23 protein-coding genes are annotated in these 25,318 nt (G+C 47.5%); 19 read left to right on the top strand and 4 right to left on the bottom strand.

What is annotated here, in order from left to right:
* Positions 1 to 16 precede the first annotated feature (16 nt).
* From relA to H595_RS21735, 7 genes are all read left to right on the top strand, one after another.
* Positions 17 to 2,212, top strand: coding sequence for a GTP diphosphokinase (relA, locus tag H595_RS0106435; protein ID WP_027670472.1), 2,196 nt, complete (start codon positions 17 to 19; stop codon positions 2,210 to 2,212).
* 17 nt (positions 2,213 to 2,229) lie between these two features.
* A complete protein-coding gene (gene mazG / locus H595_RS0106440; RefSeq protein ID WP_027670473.1) occupies positions 2,230 to 3,006 on the top strand; it encodes a nucleoside triphosphate pyrophosphohydrolase in 777 nt (258 codons plus the stop codon).
* A 285-nt stretch (positions 3,007 to 3,291) separates the two neighbouring features.
* Positions 3,292 to 4,929, top strand: a complete 1,638-nt coding sequence (locus H595_RS0106445; protein WP_027670474.1) for a CTP synthase — start codon at positions 3,292 to 3,294, stop codon at positions 4,927 to 4,929.
* Between the two features lie 58 nt (positions 4,930 to 4,987).
* Positions 4,988 to 6,280: a phosphopyruvate hydratase gene (gene eno / locus H595_RS0106450; protein WP_027670475.1), complete on the top strand. Its 1,293-nt coding sequence runs from the start codon at positions 4,988 to 4,990 to the stop codon at positions 6,278 to 6,280.
* 205 nt (positions 6,281 to 6,485) lie between these two features.
* Entirely contained in the window at positions 6,486 to 8,156 is a 1,671-nt protein-coding gene (locus tag H595_RS0106455; protein WP_205623183.1) for a phosphate ABC transporter substrate-binding/OmpA family protein, read from the top strand.
* 25 nt (positions 8,157 to 8,181) lie between these two features.
* Positions 8,182 to 8,826 (top strand): hypothetical protein, encoded by a 645-nt coding sequence (locus H595_RS0106460; RefSeq protein ID WP_027670477.1) that lies wholly within the window; start codon positions 8,182 to 8,184, stop codon positions 8,824 to 8,826.
* A 126-nt stretch (positions 8,827 to 8,952) separates the two neighbouring features.
* Entirely contained in the window at positions 8,953 to 10,740 is a 1,788-nt protein-coding gene (locus tag H595_RS21735) for a GGDEF domain-containing protein (RefSeq protein WP_037053852.1), read from the top strand.
* Here the strand turns inward: H595_RS21735 and H595_RS0106470 are convergent.
* A complete protein-coding gene (locus H595_RS0106470; RefSeq protein ID WP_027670478.1) occupies positions 10,717 to 11,235 on the bottom strand; it encodes a DUF1569 domain-containing protein in 519 nt (172 codons plus the stop codon). The two genes, H595_RS21735 and H595_RS0106470, sit on opposite strands and share 24 nt — an antisense overlap.
* A 176-nt stretch (positions 11,236 to 11,411) precedes the next feature.
* Between H595_RS0106470 and H595_RS0106475 the strand changes: the two genes are divergently transcribed.
* The 10 genes from H595_RS0106475 to rpoS all read left to right on the top strand — a co-directional run bounded on the left by H595_RS0106475 (position 11,412) and on the right by rpoS (position 18,991).
* Complete coding sequence (locus tag H595_RS0106475) at positions 11,412 to 12,065, top strand: hypothetical protein (protein WP_027670479.1); 654 nt, start codon at positions 11,412 to 11,414, stop codon at positions 12,063 to 12,065.
* A 73-nt stretch (positions 12,066 to 12,138) separates the two neighbouring features.
* Positions 12,139 to 12,438, top strand: a complete 300-nt coding sequence (gene ftsB / locus H595_RS0106480) for a cell division protein FtsB (protein ID WP_027670480.1) — start codon at positions 12,139 to 12,141, stop codon at positions 12,436 to 12,438.
* Entirely contained in the window at positions 12,431 to 13,138 is a 708-nt protein-coding gene (ispD, locus tag H595_RS0106485; protein ID WP_037053853.1) for a 2-C-methyl-D-erythritol 4-phosphate cytidylyltransferase, read from the top strand. The genes ftsB and ispD overlap by 8 nt, the downstream gene beginning before the upstream one ends.
* Positions 13,138 to 13,617 carry a 2-C-methyl-D-erythritol 2,4-cyclodiphosphate synthase gene (ispF, locus tag H595_RS0106490; protein ID WP_027670482.1) on the top strand — a complete coding sequence of 160 codons (480 nt, stop codon included), beginning with the start codon at positions 13,138 to 13,140 and terminating at the stop codon, positions 13,615 to 13,617. Before ispD ends, ispF begins: the two co-directional genes overlap by 1 nt.
* Positions 13,614 to 14,657 carry a tRNA pseudouridine(13) synthase TruD gene (gene truD / locus H595_RS0106495; protein ID WP_027670483.1) on the top strand — a complete coding sequence of 348 codons (1,044 nt, stop codon included), beginning with the start codon at positions 13,614 to 13,616 and terminating at the stop codon, positions 14,655 to 14,657. Before ispF ends, truD begins: the two co-directional genes overlap by 4 nt.
* A 3-nt stretch (positions 14,658 to 14,660) precedes the next feature.
* Positions 14,661 to 15,413, top strand: a complete 753-nt coding sequence (surE, locus tag H595_RS0106500) for a 5'/3'-nucleotidase SurE (RefSeq protein ID WP_027670484.1) — start codon at positions 14,661 to 14,663, stop codon at positions 15,411 to 15,413.
* Between the two features lies 1 nt (position 15,414).
* Positions 15,415 to 16,053, top strand: coding sequence for a protein-L-isoaspartate(D-aspartate) O-methyltransferase (locus tag H595_RS0106505; protein ID WP_027670485.1), 639 nt, complete (start codon positions 15,415 to 15,417; stop codon positions 16,051 to 16,053).
* 42 nt (positions 16,054 to 16,095) lie between these two features.
* Entirely contained in the window at positions 16,096 to 16,995 is a 900-nt protein-coding gene (locus tag H595_RS0106510) for a DUF368 domain-containing protein (protein ID WP_027670486.1), read from the top strand.
* Positions 16,996 to 17,257: 262 nt separating this feature from the next.
* Positions 17,258 to 17,917 carry a peptidoglycan DD-metalloendopeptidase family protein gene (locus H595_RS0106515; RefSeq protein WP_240474837.1) on the top strand — a complete coding sequence of 220 codons (660 nt, stop codon included), beginning with the start codon at positions 17,258 to 17,260 and terminating at the stop codon, positions 17,915 to 17,917.
* A gap of 84 nt (positions 17,918 to 18,001) precedes the next feature.
* Positions 18,002 to 18,991, top strand: a complete 990-nt coding sequence (gene rpoS, locus H595_RS0106520) for an RNA polymerase sigma factor RpoS (protein ID WP_027670488.1) — start codon at positions 18,002 to 18,004, stop codon at positions 18,989 to 18,991.
* Positions 18,992 to 19,072: 81 nt separating this feature from the next.
* On the opposite strand, the gene H595_RS0106525 is transcribed toward rpoS, so the two are convergent.
* The 3 genes from H595_RS0106525 to mutS form a co-directional block, all read right to left on the bottom strand.
* On the bottom strand, positions 19,073 to 19,705 hold the full coding sequence (locus H595_RS0106525; protein ID WP_027670489.1) for a GntR family transcriptional regulator: 633 nt from the start codon (positions 19,703 to 19,705) through the stop codon (positions 19,073 to 19,075).
* On the bottom strand, positions 19,705 to 20,874 hold the full coding sequence (locus H595_RS0106530; protein WP_037053861.1) for a benzoate/H(+) symporter BenE family transporter: 1,170 nt from the start codon (positions 20,872 to 20,874) through the stop codon (positions 19,705 to 19,707). Before H595_RS0106530 ends, H595_RS0106525 begins: the two co-directional genes overlap by 1 nt.
* A gap of 117 nt (positions 20,875 to 20,991) precedes the next feature.
* Positions 20,992 to 23,559: a DNA mismatch repair protein MutS gene (gene mutS / locus H595_RS0106535; protein WP_037053865.1), complete on the bottom strand. Its 2,568-nt coding sequence runs from the start codon at positions 23,557 to 23,559 to the stop codon at positions 20,992 to 20,994.
* Positions 23,560 to 23,591: 32 nt separating this feature from the next.
* Here mutS and H595_RS0106540 point away from each other — a divergent pair, with 32 nt between their 5' ends.
* Positions 23,592 to 24,092, top strand: a complete 501-nt coding sequence (locus H595_RS0106540) for a CinA family protein (protein ID WP_027670492.1) — start codon at positions 23,592 to 23,594, stop codon at positions 24,090 to 24,092.
* Between the two features lie 62 nt (positions 24,093 to 24,154).
* Positions 24,155 to 25,198: a recombinase RecA gene (gene recA, locus H595_RS0106545; protein ID WP_027670493.1), complete on the top strand. Its 1,044-nt coding sequence runs from the start codon at positions 24,155 to 24,157 to the stop codon at positions 25,196 to 25,198.
* Positions 25,199 to 25,318 lie beyond the last annotated feature (120 nt).

The following is a 25,318-nucleotide window of genomic DNA, read 5'->3' on the forward strand; positions in this document are numbered from 1 at the left end:
ATAGAGGGAACAGCACATGGTAAGGGTGCGTCAGTCACACAGCACAGATTACAACAGTGGTGAAACACTGGAATGGTTGTGCTCGCTGGGATTGAATGAAAAGAAAATCAGCAGTCTGATGAGTGCCGCCGAGTGGTTGAAGCAGCATCAGTTAGTAGAACCTGATCCTGCGGTACGAACCGGTTGGGAGATGGTCGAAATACTGGCAGAACTGCGGATGGACAGTGACTCATTGCTTGCAGCGTTGCTGTTTCCTTTGCTGGAAGCTCAGCAGGTTAATATAGAGCAATTGGAGCCTGAATTTCCTGCCAATGTTATCGGCATGCTGCGTGCGGTGAAGCAGATGGAAGCTATTCGTACTATTCCTACCGGGCCTAATCAAAGTGTTAATCCGCAGCAGGCCGATAATTTGCGGCGCATGTTGCTGGCGATGGTAGAAGATGTGCGCGCTGTAGTGATAAAACTCGCCGCCCAAATTTGTTATCTGCGTGAAGTGAAAAATGCAGATGAAGAAACCCGTGTACTGGCTGCCAAAGAAACCAATGCCATTTTTGCCCCGCTGGCAAACCGGTTAGGCATAGGGCAACTAAAATGGGAGCTGGAAGATTTAGCCTTTCGTTATCTGCATCCGCAACTGTATAAACAAATTGCCAGTCTGCTGGAAGAGAAACGCTTAGACCGTGAGCAGTACATGCAAGATTTTGTCGCCTCGGTGCGGCAAAAAATGGCGGAAGCCAACGTGATTGCTGACGTGTATGGCCGACCCAAACATATTTTTAGTATCTGGAAAAAAATGCAGAAGAAACAACTGGCGTTTGATCAGTTGTTTGATTTGCGTGCCGTGCGCATTGTTACCGACCGGGTACAAGACTGTTATGCCGCCCTGGGTTTAGTGCACACCAGTTGGCGACATTTGCCTAAAGAGTTTGATGACTATATTGCCACGCCTAAACAAAACGGTTATCAGTCCATTCATACCGTGGTGCTTGGGCCACTAGGTAGGGCGGTAGAAATCCAAATTAGAACCCGGCAAATGCATGAAGACTCAGAGCTCGGCGTTGCGGCGCACTGGCGCTACAAAGAAGGTGCGGTAGCCAGTAAAGATGGCGCTAACGATGAAAAAATTGGTTGGCTGCGTAAGTTACTACAGTGGCAGGAAGACGTGGTTGACAGTACCGATTTGGCTGAAGAGCTGCGTAATCAGGTAATTGAAGATCGGGTGTATGTGTTTACGCCCAAAGGCGATATTGTTGATTTACCTATGGGCTCAACGCCGCTGGATTTTGCTTACTATGTACATAGTAACGTAGGGCATCGCTGTATTGGTGCCAAAGTATCAGGCCGAATTGTGCCATTTACTTACCAAATGAAAACCGGGGATCAGGTTGAAATCCTCACTGGTCGCGAACCCAATCCCAGCCGTGATTGGTTAAACCCCCATCTGGGGTATTTAAAATCCAGTCGCGCCCGCTCCAAGGTACAGTACTGGTTCCGCTTACAAGACCGCGATAAAAACCTGGCAGCAGGCAAAGAGTTGCTTGATACCGAACTAAGCCGGCTTAACTTACTGATGGAATATCCGGCTAAAGTGCTGGCACGATTTAATGTCAACAGCATGGATGAACTGTTAGTTGGCATTGGTGGTGGCGAGATTAAAGTGACTCAGGTAGTGCATTTTATTCAAAGCCAGTTTGTTAAAGCCGAAGAGCCAGAAATTGACCCGCGCTTAATTACCAAACCGCTGGCGCCAACGCGGGCTAAAAGCGATGTTGTGGTACAGGGCGTTGGTAACTTATTAACGCATATGGCCGGTTGTTGCCACCCGCTGCCGGGCGATGCCATTATTGGTTATATTACGCAAGGCCGTGGTATTGCTATTCATCGCGATGATTGTGATCAATTTAAAACGCTGCAGGATAGCCATCCGGAACGTGTGGTTGATGCCACCTGGGGTGATAAGTATGCGTCGGGTTACGAGGTAGATATTCGTATTGTTGCGCATGACCGAAACGGCTTACTGCGAGACATCACCAGCATTTTGGCCAATGAAAAGGCCAATGTAACGAAAATGAGCAGTAGTTCAGATATCAAAGCGCAAACCGCAGTCATTAATATGACCTTGGAGCTATATAACCTGGACTCATTAAATAAATTATTGAGTAAAATTAGCCAGATAGATGATGTTGCTGAAGCGAAACGCTTTCATCATTAAGCATAAAAGAGATTAAGGTGCCAGATAATATTACCCGACTGTTAGGCATTATGAGCCGCCTGCGCGACCCGCAAACCGGCTGTCCGTGGGATTTAAAACAAAGCTACGCCAGCATAGTACCGTACACGCTGGAAGAAGCGTATGAAGTTGCGGACGCTATTGCACGTGAGAACTTTGACGAGTTAAAAGACGAGTTGGGTGACTTGCTGTTTCAGGTGGTGTTTTATGCGCAAATTGCAAAAGAAGAAGGGCGGTTTGAGTTTGATGATTGCGCTGCGGCGATTTGCGATAAATTAGAGCGGCGTCATCCCCATGTGTTTGGTGATGTTAGCGCCGATGACGCTGAGACCGTTTTAATGAATTGGGAAGCGCTTAAAAGTGTCGAGCGTAAAGATGTGGGGCAGCACAGTGTGCTGGATAATATCCCCCAGGCTATGCCCGCATTAAGTCGGGCGTATAAGTTACAAAAGCGCTGCGCCAACGTAGGCTTTGATTGGCCCAATGTGGAAGGCTGTTGGGACAAAGTAAAAGAAGAAATCATCGAAGTAGAACAAACCCAACCAGGCAGTCCTGAGCTGACCGAGGAGTTGGGGGATTTGATGTTTGCCTTGGTTAACGTGTTACGAAAGCACAAACTTGATCCAGAAGCCGTACTGCGCGCGGCAAATACCAAGTTTGAAATGCGTTTTCGTGGTGTAGAGCAAGCGCTGGCAGCGCAAGGGAAAAGCCCAGAGCAAAGCAACCTGGATGAAATGGAAGCACTGTGGCAGCAGGTTAAACGGCGTAAGAACTGAAGCAACCTGGCTGCTAACAATCTCTTACCTATCTTTGAACATTGGCTGACATATATCTGTTAGTCGATGATCGGGTAGTTATAGAACGCGGTAAAACAGCTTTCTTGGATTAAATTTCATTGCTGCTCAGCTTTACATTGAGTGGCTGCGCAGGCTTTGCTATAATTTTCTCCCGTCCTGATACCAATTCTACAACAGTCTTTTCTTCCCTGTGTACTGCACTGGGTGATTGCTGTTTTTAGTGTTTGGTATTCATCTATTGATTAACATTGTCTCAGGGGTCTCATGACTACAAGATATATCTTTGTGACGGGTGGCGTGGTTTCATCGCTCGGTAAAGGCATTGCTGCTGCTTCACTGGCTGCTATTTTAGAAGCGCGGGGCCTGAAAGTAACCATCCTCAAACTTGACCCCTACATTAACGTTGATCCGGGCACCATGAGCCCTATTCAGCATGGTGAAGTATTCGTTACCGAAGACGGCGCGGAAACCGATCTTGATCTTGGCCACTATGAGCGTTTTATTCGTACCAAGATGAGCAAGCTGAATAACTTTACGCAAGGCCGTATATACGCTGATGTGCTGCGCCGTGAACGTCGCGGTGATTATTTAGGCGCGACCATTCAGGTTATTCCGCACATTACTAATGAAATTAAAACCCGTGTTGTTGCTGGCGCTGAAGGCTACGATATTGCCATTGTTGAAATTGGCGGCACGGTTGGCGATATCGAGTCATTGCCATTTTTAGAAGCGATACGCCAACTGGGCACCGAAGTTGGTCGTGAGCGTACCTTGTACATGCACTTAACGTTAGTGCCATACCTGGGCACTGCGGGTGAAATTAAAACCAAACCAACACAGCACTCGGTAAAAGAATTGCGCTCTATTGGCATTCAGCCAGATATTTTAGTGTGCCGGTCAGACCGTGCTATTCCATCGAATGAGCGCGCGAAAATTGCACTGTTTACTAATGTTGAAGAAAAAGCGGTGATCTCGTTAAAAGATGTCTCCAGCATATACCAAATTCCTGCCCTGCTTAAATCTCAGGGGCTGGATGATTTAGTCTGTCGCCGGTTTTATATTGAGGCGCCAGAAGCCGATTTAGTTGAATGGGAACAGGTACTGTACCAAGAGTCGAACCCCACCGGTGAAATTACCATTGGCATGGTAGGAAAATACGTCGAGTTACCTGATGCCTATAAATCAGTAAACGAAGCATTAGGTCATGCTGGCCTTAAAAACCGCGTAACGGTAAACATTAAATACATTGACTCACAAGACGTTGAAAGCAAAGGCGTGGGAGTGTTGGCTGGGGTAGATGGTATTTTAGTGCCCGGTGGCTTTGGCGAGCGTGGTATTGAAGGTAAGATTTTAGCGGCCCAGTATGCTCGTGAGAATAACGTGCCTTATTTAGGCATTTGCTTAGGCATGCAAGTCGCATTAATCGAGTTTGCCCGCAACGTAGTGGGTATGACACATGCGCACTCAACAGAGTTTAATAAAGATACACCTTACCCGGTAGTGGGTTTAATTACCGAATGGCGTGATGCTGATGGTTCAGTCGAAACCCGTACTGATAAATCAGACCTTGGCGGGACGATGCGCTTAGGTAGCCAAAACTGTAACCTTGTTGATAATACTAAAGCCCGCGAAATTTATGGCAAAGCAGTTATTCAGGAGCGGCATCGTCATCGCTATGAAGTGAATAACAACTTGCGGCCACAATTAGAAGAGGCTGGACTCGTAGTATCCGGTTTGTCGGCCGACAATCAATTGGTTGAGATGATAGAAATACCGTCTCACCCGTTTTATGTCGCAGGGCAATTTCATCCGGAATTTAACTCTACCCCACGTGATGGTCACCCGCTGTTTCAGGGCTTTGTCGCTGCAGCGTACAAAGCGCAGAAACAGCAACGCGTTTAACTTTGCTAAGCCGTGCTACCTTGCACGGCTTTTTTCGTTTTAACAGGGAAATTTAAGCATGTCTGAAATTGTAAAAATTATCGCCCGTGAAATCATGGATTCCCGTGGCAATCCAACAGTAGAAGCTGATGTGTACTTAGCCAGTGGTGCTATGGGTCGTGGTTGTGCGCCATCTGGTGCGTCAACCGGTTCTCGCGAAGCGTTAGAGCTGCGCGACGGCGACAAAAGCCGTTATTTAGGAAAGGGCGTATTAAATGCTGTTGCAAACATCGCAGGCCCTATTCAGGCCGCGTTGTTGGGCAAAAACGCATATAACCAAGCGAACGTTGATCAGGTGATGATCGACTTAGATGGCACTGAAACGAAAAGTAAACTGGGTGCCAATGCCATACTGGCCGTGTCACTTGCTGTTGCTCGCGCGGCAGCTGTAGATAAAAAAATTCCATTGTATCAACATATTGCCGATTTAAACGGCACGCCAGGTGTGTATAGCATGCCAGTGCCGATGATGAATATCATTAACGGTGGCGAGCACGCTGACAACAACGTTGATATTCAAGAGTTTATGGTGCAGCCAGTCGGCGCAAAAAACTTTGCTGAAGCGCTGCGCATGGGCGCTGAAATTTTCCATAGCTTGAAAAAAGAGCTGCAAAAGCGTGGCTTAAATACGGCTGTTGGCGATGAGGGCGGTTTTGCACCAGACTTAAAATCAAACGAAGAAGCACTGTCGGTGATTGTTGAAGCAGTAAAAGCTGCTGGTTACGAGATGAACAAAGACATTACCTTAGCCCTTGACTGTGCGGCGTCTGAATTTTACAAAGACGGTAAATACGTATTAAGCGGTGAAAACAAGAGCTTTGATTCTTTCGGCTTTAATGACTATTTAGCCGGTTTAACCCAGCGTTACCCTATTGTGTCGATTGAAGATGGCCTGGACGAAAGTGATTGGGACGGTTGGAAAGACTTAACCAATAAAATTGGCGACAAAGTGCAGCTGGTTGGTGATGATTTATTTGTGACTAACACCAAGATTTTAACCCGCGGCATTGAACAGGGCATTGGTAACTCTATCCTGATCAAGTTTAACCAAATTGGTTCTCTGACCGAAACGCTGGCGGCGATTAAAATGGCAAAAGACGCTGGCTTTACTGCGGTTATCTCACACCGCAGTGGTGAAACCGAAGATGCCTTTATTGCCGATTTGGCAGTAGGTACAGCAGCTGGCCAGATTAAAACTGGTTCTCTGTGCCGCTCTGACCGTGTATCTAAGTACAACCAGTTGCTGCGCATCGAGCAGGAATTGGCCGGTAAGGTGCCATACAATGGCCGTAGTGAGATTAAAGGTCAGTAATCACTGACGTTTGCTCAAACAACGCCACCTTCAGGTGGCGTTGTTGTTTTAAGCACATCGAAGCCGTCATATCGCTACAGGTTTTTGCGATACTTTTGTGCTTACTTTGCGTTATACAAAGCCTCATCTTTTAGCCAATTTGTCATGCTGCTGAAATCTTTCGTTTTTACACTCTACCCACCTGAACTTTTAGCAGATAGTAACCGTGACTAACGATTTGCAGGATCCAACCAAGGCGCTGCTACAGCAATTAGCCCAATTGTGTAAAACGCAGTTTGATATCACTATTTCTGCCAGCAAGATGCAGGCAGATGTTGCTTATCGCAACTTGGTGTTGCAAGAATTATCACAGCTGCAGCAACCTGATCTGGATGCTGTACTACAGCAGTTACAGCAAGAATTTCAACGTTCGACACCAATAGATGAACCTATCAGCCGACAGGCTAACTGGCGTCAGCCGCTGCTGGCGGGTGTTGTTGCTCTGGCAATACTGACGATAATGGGCGGCGTTTGGTGGTTTAACAGCACCCAACCCTCTGCTGCACCTATGCCACAAGCGGCTGTGCAAAATACGGCGATGCCTGCCACAGCGAGTGTCGAGGCAGATGAACCGAAGCAAACTGAAGCGGAACCGCTGTTTCGACTTCATGGCTCGAATACCGTCGGGGAAAAACTGGCACCGGCGCTGTTGCAGGCATTTTTGCAACAGCAAGATGCACAGGCACTTAATTGGCAACAGGGGCAGGCTGCGGTAGAGCGTCGCTTAGATTTCACCTTAGCTAATCGTCCGGGGGCTGTGCAATTACATGCTCATGGTTCCAGTACGGCATTTAAAGATTTAGCGGTAGGTAAGGCTGACATAGGTATGTCATCCAGACGCATTACCCCTGCAGAGGTGGAAAAGTTAAAACCACAGCATGGTGATTTAAGCAAAATTGGCAATGAACACATTGTCGCGCTGGATGGGCTTGCAGTGATTGTTAATCAGAACAATACCTTAAAAGCGATATCTACTGAAATGCTTGCCAAAATCTTCTCTGGCGAAGTAAGCCGTTGGTCGCAGTTAGGCGGCGCAGAGCAGCCTATTACGTTATATGCCCGGGATGATCAATCCGGTACGTTTGACACCTTTAAGGCATTGGTATTGGCAAAGCATGGCAAAACGCTAAGCCCCCAAGCTCAGCGGTTTGAATCCAGTTCGGCGTTGTCTGCAAGAGTATCAGAGGATGAAAATGGTATCGGCTTTATTGGCTTAAATTACATTTCGTTTAATAAAGCGCTGGCGATATCGGCAGGTGCTGATAGCACACCGATATATCCAACCCGCTTTACTATTAGCACTGAAGACTATGCGCTGTCGCGGCGGTTATATCTGTATACGCCAACGGCAGCATCACAAACGGTTAAAGATTTTGCCCGTTTTGCCATCTCTGATGAAGGCCAGCAGTTGGTAGATCAAGCCGGGCTAATTTCACAAAATATTCGGGTAGAACAGGTTTATCCTATTAACGACGCCCCTGCTAGCTACAACCAATACGCCCAAAAAGGCCAGCGCTTGTCGCTGAATTTTCGCTTTAGTTATGGCGACAATGAGCTGGATAACAAAGGCAAGCGTGACTTACAGCGTTTAGTGCATTTTATGGAAAGTAATGCCGGTCGGCGCTTGGTGCTGATGGGCTTCTCTGACGCCGTGGGGGCAGTAGCTAAAAATGCTGAGCTGGCGTTAAAGCGAGCCAAGGCAGTAGAACGTGAGTTAACCGCCAGAGGTATTCCGGTGATGGCGGTAGAATCCTACGGCGAGATGCTACCCGTTGCCAACAATGACACCGATAGCGGTCGCGAGCGTAATCGGCGGGTTGAAGTCTGGGTAATTTAACCTTAAACGTTAAGAGAGAAATGCTATGTTTCGTATTCTGAACGATGTAACCAACTTACAGCTGGTGTTTGCAAATTACAGTGCTGCGGAAGCGCTTAAAGTACAGCATAATATTCGCGCTGTAACGGCAACTCTGCGTATTCCTGGTGCGGAACTCCTGCGGCAGATGCGTGCTGAGGGCCTGGATATTACAGAGTTTGATACCGTGCCAGCTACTATTTGCTCAGCACCACTGGATTGCTCTGAGACAGTGTTGCGTAGTCATTTACGCACACTGTTTTTGTCCCAGCAGAAGCTTGAGACCGCTTTACAGGGGCTTAGCCTGACACAACGGGTTACTGTTCGAGATCAGCTTGAGTTTGCCAGCAGTTCGCTGCGCTTACCTTCTGAACAGCTATTGCAACGCATGGCGGAACAAGGCTTAACATTAGATAAGTTGGGTTTAGGCCAGAGCGCGGGCCAGGATAAAATATCAGCTATACGTCAGCGTCTGGCAGGTGCGTTAGCGCCAGCAGCAGAGGCGGATAAAGTCGCGCAAGTAAAACAGCGCTTAACGGCATTAAATGGAGCCATTGATTTGGCGGAGGAAGATGTAAACGCAGCGACGCGTAGTTTTAATGTGGTCAATTTAGAGCAAGCTCAGGCCCGGGTAGCTAATAGCCGGCGCTAAGGCGAATTACTACTGCATCCTGTCATAATTTAGTCATGGTAACGCCTTATCATTGCCAGTTGTTAGGATGACAACACGAATGCCACGGACGGTGCTGGCATCCATGGTATTTATCAGGCTAATCTTGTGGGACTAAGTGATTTTCACCGTAATGAATTGCTGCGCATTATCCAGCATAAGCTACTGACCCCGCTGTTTCAGCCGTTGGTGACGCTATCAGATGGCAAAATTTGGGGCTATGAAGCCCTGATACGAGGACCGTCGGACAGCGCATTGCACTCACCTATATTGCTATTTAAAACGGCTCAGGTCTATGGCCTGCTTGAGCCGCTAGAGTTACTGTGCCGACAACTTAGTATTAATGCGTTTGCCGCAGCTGCAGTAGATGGGTTGCTTTTTTTGAATGTTAACCCCTTACTGTTACTTACATCTGACCATCCGTCTGGGCTAACGAAACGTTTTATTCAACAAGCGGGTTTACAGCCGGAACGTATTGTCATTGAGTTATCTGAGCAGTTTCAGGTAGAGGATACTGACCTGTTTATCAGTGCGGTTAAGCATTACCGGGAGTTTGGCTTTAAAATTGCGATAGACGATTTGGGCAGCGGCTTCTCCGGCCTTAAACTCTGGTCTGAATTGCAACCAGATATTGTTAAAATAGACCGCTACTTTATTGACCAGCTGCATCGTGATCCTATCAAAAAAGCCTTCGTAAAAAATATTATCGAAATAGCTAAAAATACTGGTTCAAGCATCGTTGCCGAAGGCATTGAAACCAGTGAGGAGCTGATAACCTGTAAAGAATTAGGCGCCGATTCCGGCCAGGGATATTTGCTGGGGCGGCCGGAAGTGGAGTGTCGTGATGTTTCAGCAAACGCGGCGCAATTGCTCCGAATTGAAAAAGGTCTGTCGTTAAACGAATCACTTGAACCTGTTATTAGCCTTGTCGCGGCGGTTATTGCACATACCCCAGCGTTGCAGGTTGCAGCAATGTTTAACAAAGATAAAAACTTAGCCTGTGTCGCTGTGGTAGATGAACAGCAGCGGCCGGTTGGTCTTGTTAGCAAAGGCATGATAAACGAGCGCTTTTCTCATCAATTTGGCCGGGCGCTATACGAAAAGAAAGCCATTAAGCATTGTATGGAGCAATCACCGGTTGTGGTTGAACGCAAGTTATCGATGGACAGCGTTAGTACGATTTTAACCACCGGCGAAAATCAAGACGCTAGCCTGTACTTTATTGTGACGGATAACGGCAAGTATTATGGCTTGGGTTCAGTTCGTAAAGTACTGCGCCAGATCAGTGAGCATAAAATTCAGCTGGCGCGCTATGCTAACCCGCTAACCTTATTACCCGGCAACGTACCCATAAATACTCAGATTGATAAACTGTTGGCACAAAATGAGCCATTTACCATTGCTTATATTGATATCGATAACTTTAAACCTTACAACGACCAGTATGGTTACAGTAAAGGTGATTTGGTGATAGAGCTGCTGGCGCAAATTATACAAGCGGAGACCAATAGCAGCGGTGATTTTGTTGGTCATATTGGCGGTGATGATTTTATTGTCCTGTTTAGCGGCGACAACGCTGAAGCCGCAGCTGAACGCATTAGTCAGCATTTTGAACAGCGAATTAAATATTATTATTTGCCTGAACATTCGGCTCAGGGCGGTTTCAGCGCCATGGATAGGTTGGGCGCCGCGTCGTTTTATCCCCTAATTACGCTGTCCATTGGTTTAGCCATGCCTGATACCGCATTATGTCGCAGCCATCATGACGTTTCTGATTTGGCATCTGCGGCAAAGCAGCAAGCCAAGAAACAGACCGGTAACAGTGTGTTTATCAATAAAAGGCGGGTACCTGAAACTCTGGCAGAAGGGCGATCACTTCAGCTTAATATCGGTTAAATGGTTTTGAATATGCAGGTAATGCGCACTGTAATATTGCGCTTTTGTCAGATTGCCATAGGCGAAGTGCGGTGCTAAATCGCCTTGCCAGGCAATAAATTGTTCAATTTCGCTGACAACCTCTGCCATGGCGACATCGGCTGGTAAGTGATTTACTAACAGCGGTGCGCCCGGAATAGGTTCATCCAGTGGGTGTGTCATGCTGCCTGCAGCAGAGAATAGATTCAGCGCGACATTGCCTGCCGTGTGCTGAAACAGTGCCGACTTTGCCTGTGGATAGCCCAGGCGCGAGTAACGGATACTCTGTGCTAAATGCTGCAAAATGCTGCTAACATTCCAAGCCCCGTGGCTGGTGAGCTTATCCGCGGGCAGACGTTTTAACTGCATCAGTAACTCATCTAACGGATAATGCCGTGCCATGGCAACGGTTTTTACACCAAAGGTTAGGGTTAAGGGGGCTGCCAAAGTCCAGATTAAGAATTTACGTCGGTTCATAGTTTAAGGTGTTCATTGACTTCATGTAGTGGCTGATACTCTAGCAGGATACTGGCATTAAATGCGATACCTCACCCGCACTAGGAGGGGGTAATTTGTTGTTACTGAGCAATAAAACTGCACTGACAAAGGGGTTTTCGCTTTGCAAACGTCAGCCAATTGGCTAACATCTTGCCATGATTGATACAAGCAGTAACCAACCCCACTTCTGGCAAGTATCCAGAGACAACCAAACTTATACCGAGCTTTGCAATGCTTTGTATGAGAGAGAGTTGTTACGCCTGTCACAATTAACGACCGAACAGTTACTTAGGCTGCCCAACAGGCTGGCCAGTTTGCCATTTTATATTCGCCGTGCGGCCAGTAATATTTTGCAGCAGCAGAGCGCGTTAGCGCTGGATAGCCTGAATGCATCCTGGTATTACAAACAAGCAGCAAGTTGCCCTGCGCGTCGGCAACAGGCCGATCCAATTGATGCTTTTTACCATAAATATGCGAAACCAGGCTTAATAGTACCACTGTATATTACTCAGTTGACCCGGGAACAGATAGTGCTGGATAACATTGACGAAGTTGACTTCACAGGGTTGCGTTTACACTGTAATGAACATGGCTGGTTTAGTTTTTCCGGTACTCCACTGGAGCAACACAACAGCGATAAATTTTTGCTAAAACCGATTAAGACCATTATGGCCGCCGCCTGTTGTGGCCACCAGTGGTTAAATGGCGATAAAAAGCCGCCAAGATTACTGAGCTTACGTGAATTATTGCTAGCTAGCCGGTTGAATTGGCAAAACTTTGCTAAACCGTTACCTGCTTTGACGGTGTGATGCGCATTTTCATGCTTTGCATTCAACGGGCAAGGCTTCATAATAGTCAAAGTTTGGTTAACGAAGTTGTAATATGCGAATACTCACCTTACTGCTAATTGCTGTGTTTGGCCTACTGCAATATCGACTGTGGTTCGGGCAGCACAGTATTGCCGATTACTTTCGCCTGCAGGATGACCTGCATAGCCAGCAAGCCAGTATTATGGAACTGGAAAAACGCAACCGAATGCTGCGCGCCGATGTTAAAGATTTACAACAAGGGTTAGAGGCTATCGAAGAGCGCGCGCGCAATGAGCTGGGCCTTATTCGCGAGGACGAAGTTTTTTTCCGCATTTTTAGCCAAAATAATCCCGATGGCAGCCGCAATGACTGATGCAGTTAAACGGCAAACCTTAGTTCCTGCTATTGCAGCAATAATGCCTGCCGCCGGCATTGGCAGTCGTATGCAAGCGTCGTTACCTAAGCAATATTTGCAGTTACATGGTAAGACTATTTTGGAACACAGTGTGGCCAAATTAAAGTCTGTACTAGCCATAGGGCCATTGTGGTTAGCTCTGGCTTCTGATGATCCCTATTACGATACCACCCCACTGGCGCATAGCGATATCACTCGCGTCAAAGGCGGTGCTGAACGCATGCATTCGGTGCTAAATGCGCTGCATTTTATTGATGAACATCATTTCCCCTGGGTATTAGTGCACGATGCTGCCAGACCTCTGGTACGTAAAAGCGATATTGAACATTTGATAACGCGTTGTATAACAGAGGGAGAGGGTGGCATTCTTGCATGCCGGGTTCGCGACACCATGAAGCGCGGTGAAAGCTTTGTGGCAGAAACCGTTAGTCGTGAACATTTGTGGCATGCTCTTACCCCCCAGCTCTTTCCCACTGCGTTATTAAAAGCAGCACTGCGAGATGCCGTACAAGCAGAGGTGCATGTTACCGATGAAGCTTCAGCAATGGAGTGGGCGGGGCATAAAGTGCTACTGGTAGAGGGGCACAGCGACAATATTAAAATTACGCAGCCGGCTGACCTGGCGCTGGCGGCATTTTATCTGGAGCAGTTAACGTAATGAACATGCGTATTGGTCATGGTTTTGATGTACATGCCTTTGGTGGCGATGATCCGCTGATATTGGGCGGGGTGAAAATAGCATACGAGCAAGGGTTGCTGGCACATTCGGACGGTGATGTGGTTCTGCATGCGTTGGCAGATGCGTTATTAGGCGCTATAGCTGCGGGTGATATTGGCCATCATTTCCCCGATACCGATGCCAGTTTCAAAGGCATAGATAGCCGTATATTGTTGCGCAAAGTGTTTGCTGACGTGAGTGCTGCCGGGTTTAAAGTGGGTAACCTGGATATTACTATTATGGCGCAAGCACCCAAAATGGCACCCCATATTAGCGCGATGCGCAGGTGCATTGCTGACGATTTAGCTTGCGAACTGACCCAGGTTAATGTCAAAGCCACCACAACAGAAAAGCTCGGCTTTGTTGGTCGCAAAGAGGGTATTGCGGTTGAAGCCGTGGTGCTGTTGGTCAGCGCATGAGTGTTGCTAGTCCACTACATTATCTTTATGGCAGTCCGACGGCAACGGCATTGTTGCGCCAGCAAGATGATGATTTTATTGTCGACGAGCTGCTTAACTTTCAGCCCAGTGGTGCCGGCGAGCACATCTTACTGCATATCGAAAAGTGCGGTCAGAACACTCAGTATGTCGCGAAGCAGTTGGCTGAACTAACCGGCTTGCGTGCACGGGATATTAGCTATGCCGGCTTAAAAGACCGTCACGCGGTGACCCGACAATGGTTTTGTTTTAAGTGGCCAATTAAACAAGCGCTAGATTGGCAAAGCTGGCAGCTTGAAGGCTGCAAGATTTTGAATGTGCAGCGACATTATCGCAAGCTACGCCTCGGGGCATTAAAAGCGAATGTATTTCAGATCCGCCTGCGCCAAGTGTCAGATTGTGATGCTGTTATTGCCCGAGCTGAACAGGTTATGCGCGGTGTGCCGAATTATTATGGTGAACAGCGTTTTGGTATTAATGGCGGCAATCTGGTGCTTGCCAGACAGTTGTTTAGCGGGCAGGGCATTAGCGACCGTAAACTGCGTGGTTTAGCACTTTCGGCTGCACGATCTTTTGTGTTTAATCAACAAGTATCGGCACGGATCAGTGCAGGGTTGTTTAACCAGCTGCTTAATGGTGATGTATTACAACTTAACGGCACCGGTTCAGTGTTTCGTATGCCGCAAGCGGATGCAGAGTTGCAACAACGTCTAAATGAGATGGATGTACACCTGACTGCCGTCCTTGCTGGAATGGGAGTGCCGATGGTAACCGATGCCGCCGCCGACTTTGAACAGCAAGTTTTAATTCAGCACAATGACTTAGTACAAGGGTTGGAAGATTTCAGGTTAAAGTCAGAACGCCGCGCCATTCGTGTTGTTCCGCAGCAACTGACTTTGCAACAAGACGGTAGTGATATCGTGCTAAATTTTGCTTTGCCTGCTGGCTGTTTTGCCACCAGCGTGCTGCGCGAATTGGTTAATTATCATGATTGTGGCCGTAAAGCGGCTAACATGGAGTAGCGAATGCGAATTTTACTAAGCAATGATGACGGCGTGCATGCTAAAGGCATGCAAGTATTACAACAAGCGCTAAGCCAAATTGCTGAAGTTACCACTGTGGGCCCGGATCGGAATTGTAGCGGCGCGAGCAATTCATTAACGCTGATTAATCCGTTACGTGTGCAGCAGATGGACAATGGCTTTTTGGCGGTAAATGGTACGCCAACGGATTGTGTACATTTAGCTATCAGCCAATTATTGGATTTTACGCCTGATTTAGTCGTGGCAGGTATTAATCATGGTGCAAACTTGGGTGATGATGTGTTGTATTCTGGTACTGTTGCCGCCGCAACAGAAGGCCGGCACTTAGGCTTGCCAGCTATAGCAGTATCGCTGGCAGGGCATGACGATGATTATTTTGCTACTGCGGCCTATGTGACAGTGCAGGTCATTAAACAGTTAAAATCGCACCCGCTACCGGCTGATCAAATTCTTAATATCAATGTGCCTGCCGTCGCAATCGACCAGCTTAAAGGCATTCAGGTTACGCGTCTGGGGCGCAGACATAAAGCAGAGACCATGACCAGTACGACGGACCCGTGGGGACGAAAAATATACTGGTATGGTTCGTTAGGGCCAGAGTTGGATGCCGGCGAAGGTACAGATTTTCATGCAGTAGCCAATGGTTATGCATCTATAACCCCGTTGCAAATTGATATGTCAGCTTACAAAAGTATGGACCGATTGCAACAATGGCTAGCGGGGATTTCTTTGTAACATGGCAGTCGCAACTTCACGTAGCGCCGCGTTACTGGCGCAAAAACTTCAAGCGGAAGGTATAGTGCAAGCGCATGTATTAGCTGCAATAGCCAATACGCCACGGCATATCTTTGTTGAACCTGTATTGGCGCATAAAGCCTACGAAAATACCGCCCTGCCAATAGGGCAGGGCCAGACAATTTCTCAGCCCTATATTGTTGCACGTATGACAGAGTTACTGCTACAGGACAGGGCGCCCGGTAAATTATTGGAGATTGGCACCGGTTCGGGGTATCAGACGGCGATTCTGGCACGGCTATTTTCTCATGTCTGCAGTGTCGAGCGGATAAAAGCGCTGCAGTTTCAGGCGAAGCGTCGCTTACAACAACTTGACTTGCATAACGTGTCGATGAAACATGGTGATGGTTGGCAAGGCTGGCCAAGTAAAGCTCCGTTTGACAGTATTATTGTGACTGCCGCACCGGCTGAAGTTCCTGCGGCGTTGTTACAACAACTAACGGATGGTGGTCGCCTGGTGATACCCGTAGGGCTACATGAACAGGTACTGCGTGTCTATCAGCGTAACGGAGATGCTTTTACCAGTAAGGATATTGAAGCGGTAAGATTTGTTCCACTGGTGCCGGGTGAACTGGCATAAGCTGCGAAAGTAAGTGTTATAGGCGATACACAAGGAAAGCAAATGCAGTACTTGCAATGGATAATTAAAGGTTTGGCAATGGGCGCTGCCGATTTAGTGCCCGGAGTGTCTGGTGGGACTCTTGCTTTTATTTTAGGTATTTATCAGCGCTTACTCGGTGCAATTAGCCAATGCAACTTAACAGCATTACAGTTGTTACTGCGTGGGCAAATCAAGGCACTTTGGCAGCATGTTGACGGCACGTTTTTGCTTTGTCTGTTCAGCGGCATCATCGTTAGTATATTTTCATTGGCGGGCGTCATAAGCCATGTGCTGTCAAGCCGACCTATTCCACTTTGGGCGCTATTTTGTGCGCTGATCCTCGCGGCGTTGCCGCATCTATGCCGAAGTTTGAACTGGACGCCTTGGAGACTGATTTTAGCCGCGTTAGGTATTGTATTTTCAGTGTTGGTCGGCATGTTGACTCCTCGGGAGTTTGAACCACAAAGTTGGATGTTTTTTGTCGCGGGCGCTATTGCCATTTGTGCCATGATTTTACCTGGCATTTCTGGTGCCTTTATTTTGCTAATGTCGGGAATGTATGCGCCGGTATTACTGGCGGTGAATGAGCTTCAGCTTGGTGTCTTGGCGCTGTTTATGCTCGGTTGCATAGTCGGGCTGCTAAGCTTTTCCAGAGTGTTAAACTGGATGCTGCAACATTACCATGATGCCAGTCTGGCGTTATTAATTGGTGTGGTCATTGGGGCTTTGTATCGAATTTGGCCCTGGCAGCAGCAGCAACAGCTGTATTGGCCCTGGCAGTATGCTGAGCAGGTAGGACAGGCTGATATGCTGCTAGCGTTGGTATGTGCGGTGTTTGGCGCAGCATTGATGATGTTACTGTTAAATATGGAACGCTGGCTAAAACCGGTGGCTCAAGCCACAGGAACGTCAGCTGATTGACAAGGAGCTAAGTATTCGTTGTTCTAACTACCAACAATTAATGCAGAAGTGGCTTAATCATTATTGTAGCCACGCTTTGTTATTGCTATTAATGACATTGTTGGCTGGCTGTTCATCGCGTTCTTTCCCAGCACCGGTGACGACGCTTGAACTGCGGGAAAATTTTTATCAACAGCGTAATCGCGGCACATTAAGCGCGAAAACTTACACCGTTCAAGCTGGCGACACTTTATATTCAATAGCCTTTCGGGCCGGTAAGGACGTGCGCGAGCTGGCCACTATTAATGGTATTGTTAGTCCCTACACCATTTATCCAAAGCAAAAATTACGTCTTAATGCTGCTGTTGTAAGTGCCGGTAAAAAGCCTGTAGCACGACCCCGTCAGGCCACAACCAGTGCTAGTCAAAATACAAATAAGAATAGTTCAAGCCAAGCAAAATCAAATAGTTCGGTAAAACCGGTTAAACCAGTTGCACCAAAAAATCAAAAGGGTTATGGTCAATCAACGCCCAACAAAAATGAAAAAATCGTGAATCCTACCCTAAATGGGGACTTGGTGCAATGGAGTTGGCCGGTTAAAGGTAAAATAATTTCTGGCTTTTCTCATCAACAGCAAGGTAACAAAGGTATCGATATTAGTGGGCGTGAAGGAACAAGAGTAAATGCGGCTGCCAGTGGTCAGGTGGTGTACGCAGGTAATGCGCTTCGTGGCTACGGTAATTTAATTATAATAAAACATAATGACGATTACTTAAGTGCGTATGCACATAATCGCAAGCTGTTGGTGTCGGAAAAGCAAATGGTGACCGCAGGTCAGCAAATTTCTGAAATGGGCAGCACTGATGCGACAGATGCCCGTCTACATTTTGAGATCCGTTTTCGCGGAACCTCAGTAGACCCATTAAAATATTTACCAAAATAATAATAACAATATACAAGTATTATCAGGAATGGATGCGATAAAGCTTGACCAGCCCCAGCACCCTATAGACGTGGGAGAGAGGATATGGGACAAAAAAGTGAAGATGAAGTATTAGAATTTAAAGAAGACGATATTGCGGACGATGTACTTTTAGACGATGACGCGGAGCCCGATGCGGCGGCGCTGGCATCTGAAGAGACGAGCACAGAGGACATCTTTGCACGTGACGATAGTCAAAAAAGTATGGATGCCACCCAAATTTATCTGGGGGAGATTGGATTTTCGCCACTGCTTTCAGCAGAAGAAGAAGTATACTTTTCCCGCTTGGCATTAAAAGGAGACCAAGCTGCACGCCGGCGTATGATTGAAAGTAATTTACGTTTGGTGGTTAAAATTGCCCGCCGTTATATTAATAGAGGCTTGGCGCTGCTTGATCTTATTGAAGAAGGCAATCTTGGCCTGATCCGGGCCGTAGAAAAATTCGATCCAGAACGCGGTTTTCGATTTTCTACCTATGCAACCTGGTGGATCCGTCAGACCATAGAACGCGCTATCATGAATCAGACTCGTACTATTCGCTTACCTATTCACGTGGTTAAAGAGCTCAATATTTATTTGCGTGCAGCGCGTGAGCTATCACAAAAATTAGACCACGAACCGACACCAGAGGAAATTGCTGCATCGCTTGATCGTCCGGTAGAAGAAGTACGCAAAATGCTTAAACTGAATGAGAAAATAACGTCAGTTGATACCCCGGTAGCTGGCGCGTCAGAAAAGCAATTATTGGATGTTATTGCCGATGAGAAAGAGTTAGGTCCTGAAACAGAGTTGCAAGATGAAGACATTCGCCAGCACTTAGTTGTATGGTTGAACGAACTTAATCCGAAACAACGTGAAGTGCTGGCCCGCCGCTTTGGCTTGTTAGGCTACGAACCGTCTACATTAGAAGATGTTGGCCATGAAATAGGTTTAACAAGAGAGCGTGTTAGACAAATTCAGGTTGAAGCGCTGCGTCGGTTACGGGAAATAGTAACGCACCAAGGACTTAATATAGAGACCTTGTTTCAAGTGTAATGGCGTTTAGGGGGGGCCCCTTAAATGAGAAAGAGTATTTGCTAAAACGATTTGCCGAATAATAAGGCGCCAGTAGGCGCCTTATTGATTTTGTAAATAGCTGACCAGTTTCTTGTTTGCTGAGGCAATATGCTCAGTGAGCACCGCGCAAGCTCCCTCTATATCTCTTCGGCGTAATAGCGTTAGCAGTTGCTGATGCTCAGCCGCGCTGGTTTGTGCATAGGATTGTGTCTGATCCTGATAACCAAGATAGCGAGATACCTGCTGATGCAGCTTTTCAAGTAACCCCAGTAAGTGCGGTTTATTGCAGCTTTGGTATAACAAGTGGTGAAATTGCCAGTTGAGTTCGCCACGCTGATACGGTGACAATGCGGGCGTGCTGCTTAAGGTTAACAGTACGTCTTCAGTTTGGCCCAGCTGGGCGAAACTCAGCGTCGGAGCAGCCAGTTTTAACGCCAGCGGTTCTAGTTGCAACCGTAACATCGCTAATTCGTCAGCCTCATTAGCGTTAAACGGCGGTACTTGCATACCGGCCTTACCGTGCGTGGTAAGCCAACCTTCATTAAACAATTGCTGTTGCACATCACGGACGACAATCCGGCTGACGCCGTAGTGTGCCGACAGTTGTTGCTGGGTTAATACAATACCCGGCTGCCAGTGTAGCTGCTGAATATCGTTTTTTAACTGATGATACAATTGCTGTTTTTTTAGCATTAGTTGCGCTTTGGCCACTGATTAATAATAAGCAGTGTTAAACCGCCAGCGATAATGCCCCAAAATGCAGCTGCTACGCCGAAAAAGCTCACCCCACTGGCGGTGACTAATAAGGTGATAACGGCAGCTTCGCGATGTTCGCCTTCTGCTGTGGCAACAGCTAAATTAGCGCCAATGGTGCCCAGTAAGGCCAGGCCCGCCAGGGCGGCAATCATTTCTTTGGGAAAGGCGGCAAATAGCGCAACCACTGTCGCGCCGGCCAAACCGGCTAGTAGGTAAAATATGCCGGCCGCGATACCTGCTATGTAACGTTTGTCTTTATTGGGATGGGCTTCTGTGCCGGTACAAATGGCAGCAGTAATCGCTGCCAGGTTAATAGAAAATGCTCCCCAGGGTGCAAGTAGCAATGTAGCTAATGCCGTTGAGCTAATAAGCGGTGATACTGGTGTTTGATATCCGCTGGTGCGAATAACCGCAACGCCGGGAATATTTTGCGACGCCATTGTAACCAATAACAAGGGCAAACCAACCCCCATCAAGGCGCTTAATGACCAGTGCGGTGTTACCCAAACCGGCTGCGTCAAACTAAAGGTTACGGCGCTGTAATTAAACTGACCTTGCACTAGGACACAGAGTAACCCTGTTAGTAATACCCACAAAATAGCGTAGCGTGGTGAAAAACGTTTTGCCAACAAGTAGCTTAAACACATCAGGCCAACCAGTAGTAACTGAGAATGTAATGAGGTGAAAATACTCAGCCCAAATTGCACTAAAATCCCTGCCAGCATAGCGCTGGCCAACGGCAATGGAATAAGGCGCGTCAGCTTGTCGAACCAGCCGGACAGACCAATAATAAACCCCAGTAAAGCCGTGAAAATAAACACACCAATTGCTTCATTTATGGTTAAACCTTGCAAGCTGCTGGCAAGTAAAGCCGCACCGGGTGTTGACCAGGCAGTAATAATGGGGGCTTTATAATACCAGGACAAACCAATGCAGGTTGCTGCCATACCAATCCCCAATGCGAGCAACCATGAGGCCATCATATCCTGCGTCGCCCCGGCCGCCGCCGCGGCTTGTAAAACAATAGCCACCGAGCTGGCAAAGCCAACCAGTACGGCAACAAAGCCAGCCACTACGGCTGACAGGCTGAGATCTTTAATCAGCATAGATTTACTCAAATTGGAAATGTATACCTAATTTAAAATGTATACATTTTTTGTCAAGTAGAAACCGTCGTATAAAGCCGGTTTATCTACTGTTAGATACCGGCTTGTTTATGGGTGCTATAGATGTTGTTTTAATTGATATAACAACTCTAGGGCTTGGCGGGCGGTTAAATCATCCGGGCTTACATCACGCAGCTGTGCCAGTATCGGGTGTTCTTCTGTCAGCAAACTCAATTGAGGTTGTGTTGTTGGCGTTGGCGGCGCTGCGTTATGGCTTTGCTGTTCTAACTCCATTAATTTGTGCTTGGCGCGCAGAATAACGGCCTTAGGTACACCTGCCAGTTGTGCGACCTGTAAACCAAAGCTTTTGCTGGCTGCACCATCTTGTACATGGTGCATAAATACAATGTCGTCACCGTGTTCTACCGCATCCAGATGCACGTTGGCTAAACCCGGCAGTTGTTCAGCTAAATCCGTTAGCTCGAAATAATGCGTTGCAAATAACGTTAGTGCTTTAATTTTTGTTGCAAGGTAGTCGGCGCAGGCCCATGCCAGGCTTAAACCGTCATAAGTACTGGTGCCACGGCCAATTTCGTCCATTAGCACTAAGCTTTGTTCAGTCGCATGATGCAGGATAGTCGCAGTTTCAGTCATTTCTACCATAAAGGTTGAGCGACCAGAAGCCAGATCGTCCGATGCGCCAATACGAGTGAAGATGCGATCTATAGGGCCAATTTGGGCTGTTTCTGCCGGCACGAAACAGCCAATGTAAGCCATGAGTACAATAAGCGCAGTTTGTCGCATGTATGTAGACTTACCTCCCATATTGGGACCGGTGATCATTAACATACGTCTGTCAGCATGCAGGTGTAATGGGTTGGCAATAAAGGGTTCCGTCAGCACCTGCTCTACCACGGGATGGCGCGCTTGCGTCAAACTAACACCCGGTGTGCTGCTAAGTTCAGGCCGGCAGTACTGCAAACTATCGGCACGCTCGGCAAACGTGCATAGCACGTCTAGTTCTGCCAGCGTTTGTGCCAGCTGTTGTAGCTGGGCCAAAAAGGGCGCGGTTAACTCAAACAACTGCTCATATAATTGTTTCTCCAATGCCAGTGCCTTGCTTTGGCTACCAAGCACTTTGTCTTCATATTCCTTTAACTCAGGAATAATATAGCGCTCGTTATTTTTCAGGGTTTGGCGGCGAACATATTCCGCAGGCACTTTGGTATCTGCGCTACGGCCAGTTTCAATGTAATAGCCATGTACCCGGTTAAAGCCCACTTTTAAGGACGCAATGCCGGTGCGCTCACGTTCACGCAGTTCAAGTTGCTCAAGATAATCAGTAGCACCTTCCGCCAGTGCACGCCACTGATCCAGCTCAGCGTGGTAACCTGGCGCTATTACGCCCCCATCGCGAATAAGCACCGGAGGGGCTTCTACAATGGCTTGCTCCAGCAATTGACATAATGCCGGTATCGGCAATACGGACTGACTTGTTTGGCACAACAATACGCTTTTGAGATGCGCGAGTTCTGGCGCTAATAGCGGAAGTTGTTGCAGCGCCTGACGTAGGCGAGCAAAGTCGCGTGGTCGGGCGCTTCTCAGTGCAAGTCGGGCAATAACACGTTCAATGTCGCCTATCTGGCGCAATAACGGTTGCAGTTGCTCATATTCAGTGTGCAGTTCGCTAACAGCATCAAGCCTTGCATTTACCTGTGGTTGCTGTCGAAGTGGCGCATGGATCCAGCGTTTTAACAGCCGGGATCCCATGGCTGTCTGGCTGCGATCTAACACGGCTGCTAACGTATGTTCATAATGGCCAGCTAAATTCTGTGTCAGTTCCAAATTTCGCCGTGTCGCGGCATCCAACACGATATTGTCTTGCGCTCTTTCCAGTGCAACCGCGCGGATATGCGGCAAAGCTGCGCGCTGTGTGTCTTTAACATATTGCATAAGACATCCTGCAGCCATCAGGGCTACCGGCGCATCTTCAACACCAAAGCTAAGCAAATCTTTGGTGCCAAATTGTTGGCAAAGCAAACGTTTTGCCGTGGCCAGTTCAAACTCCCATACCGGACGGCGGCGGGCACCTTTGCGTTTTTCAATTAAAAAATGTTCGGTGAAATCTTCTGGATAGAGTAACTCCGCCGGGTTTAATCGCTGCAGCAAGGCGGCTAAATCATCAATATTATCAACTTGATTCAGTAAAAATCTGCCACTACTCAAATCCAATTGTGCCAGACCATATTGCCCACGCATTTGGCTTAGGGCACAGAGTAAATTGTCTTGCCGCTCGTTAAGTAAGGCTTCATCAGTAACCGTACCTGGCGTTACAATCCGCACGACTTTTCGATCAACCGGCCCTTTACTGGTCGCCGGGTCGCCTATTTGCTCACAAATTGCGACAGATTCACCGAGTTGTACCAAGCGGGCTAAATAGCCTTCCACCGCATGATAAGGCACGCCAGCCATGGGGATGGGGTTGCCGCCGCTTTGACCGCGCTTTGTCAGCGAGATATCTAATAAAGCCGACGCACGTTTAGCATCGTCGTAAAATAGCTCGTAAAAATCGCCCATACGATAAAATAGCAGGATGTCGGGATGTTCACTCTTTAATCCCAGATACTGCTGCATCATAGGGGTATGTGTGCTTAAGGCTTGCTCCACTTTCTGGTCTGACGGCATAATGGTGTTATGAATTCCCTATTGGATAAAATATGACGGTCGCAGCAGACAGCCTGCAGCTGGCGACAGAGTTAGGCCAGCTATTATTACGGAAAAAATGCAGTATAACCACTGCTGAATCCTGCACCGGCGGTGGCATTGGTTACTGGCTAACCGCTGTGCCGGGTAGTTCTGCTTATGTTGATCGCGGTTTTATTACCTACAGTAACAAAGCGAAGCAACAGTTGTTAGCTGTGCGAAGTGCTACCTTGCTGCAGTATGGTGCGGTAAGTGAAGAAACGGCGCGGGAAATGGCGCAGGGGGCGGCAAAAGCTGCCGGTGCTGATATCGCAATTGCAGTAACGGGTATTGCCGGGCCGGACGGTGGCTCGGAGTATAAACCGGTCGGCACTGTCTGTTTTGGTTTTTATCTTAACGGTAATGTTGCCAGCTGCCGAATGGTGTTTGCTGGCGACCGTCAACAAGTGCGTCAACAGGCGATTAACTATGCTATGAAACAAAGCATCGAGCTGTTGACAGCAATAGTAAACTAGACTACTGTACGAGCATACAGTGTTAATTGTCCGGCAAGCCCGGCTCAACCATGGATATAAAAATGGACGATAACAAACAAAAAGCGCTCGCCGCTGCATTAGGTCAGATTGAACGTCAGTTTGGTAAAGGCTCAATTATGCGTTTGGGCGACAGTACCGCGCTAGATATTGCTGCGGTGTCTACCGGTTCATTGGGGCTCGATATTGCGCTTGGTATAGGTGGCTTGCCTTATGGCCGTATTGTTGAAATTTATGGTCCAGAGTCATCAGGTAAAACTACGTTAACATTGCAGGTTATTGCCGAAGCGCAGCGTGACGGTAAAACCTGTGCTTTTATCGATGCTGAGCATGCATTAGACCCGGTATATGCAAAAAAATTAGGCGTAAACGTTGACGCGTTATTGGTATCTCAGCCGGATACCGGTGAACAAGCCTTGGAAATTTGTGACATGTTAGTGCGTTCAGCTGCAGTAGACGTAGTGATTGTCGACTCGGTGGCTGCACTGACGCCTAAGGCAGAAATTGAAGGTGACATGGGCGACAGTCATATGGGTTTGCAAGCCCGCTTGATGTCACAGGCACTGCGTAAGTTAACCGGTAATATTAAACGTTCTAATACACTGTGTATTTTCATCAACCAAATCCGGATGAAAATTGGCGTGATGTTTGGTAACCCGGAAACAACAACAGGTGGTAATGCATTGAAGTTTTATGCTTCAGTACGTTTAGATATTCGTCGTATTGGTTCGGTAAAAGATGGCGATGAAATTACCGGTAACGAAACCCGCGTTAAAGTGGTGAAAAATAAAGTAGCACCACCGTTTAAACAAGCTGAGTTTATTATTCAGTACGGTGCTGGCATTAATAAGCTTGGCGAGTTAATTGATTTAGGTGTCGCCCAAGGCTTGGTCGATAAAGCCGGCGCCTGGTATGCTTATCAAGGTAATAAAATTGGCCAGGGCAAGGCGAATGCAATGAAATTTTTAGCGGACAACCAGCCTATCGCGAACGAAATTGAGAAAGAATTACGTGCTCGCCTATTATTAAAGCCGGGTGAAAAGCCGGTAGAAGAGAGCATACCAGAAGCGTTTGAAGCTGATTTGTAAAACTGTTCATCTAGTGTTAATACAGCCAGCTTATGCTGGCTTTTTTTGTTATTAATTTTATCTTGCTCTGCTGTTACCGCAGCGTTAAGCTGATCACTGAGCCTAAATAGTAGCTCCCAT

This window comes from Rheinheimera baltica DSM 14885 (genome assembly GCF_000425345.1).
GTDB lineage: Bacteria > Pseudomonadota > Gammaproteobacteria > Enterobacterales > Alteromonadaceae > Alishewanella > Alishewanella baltica.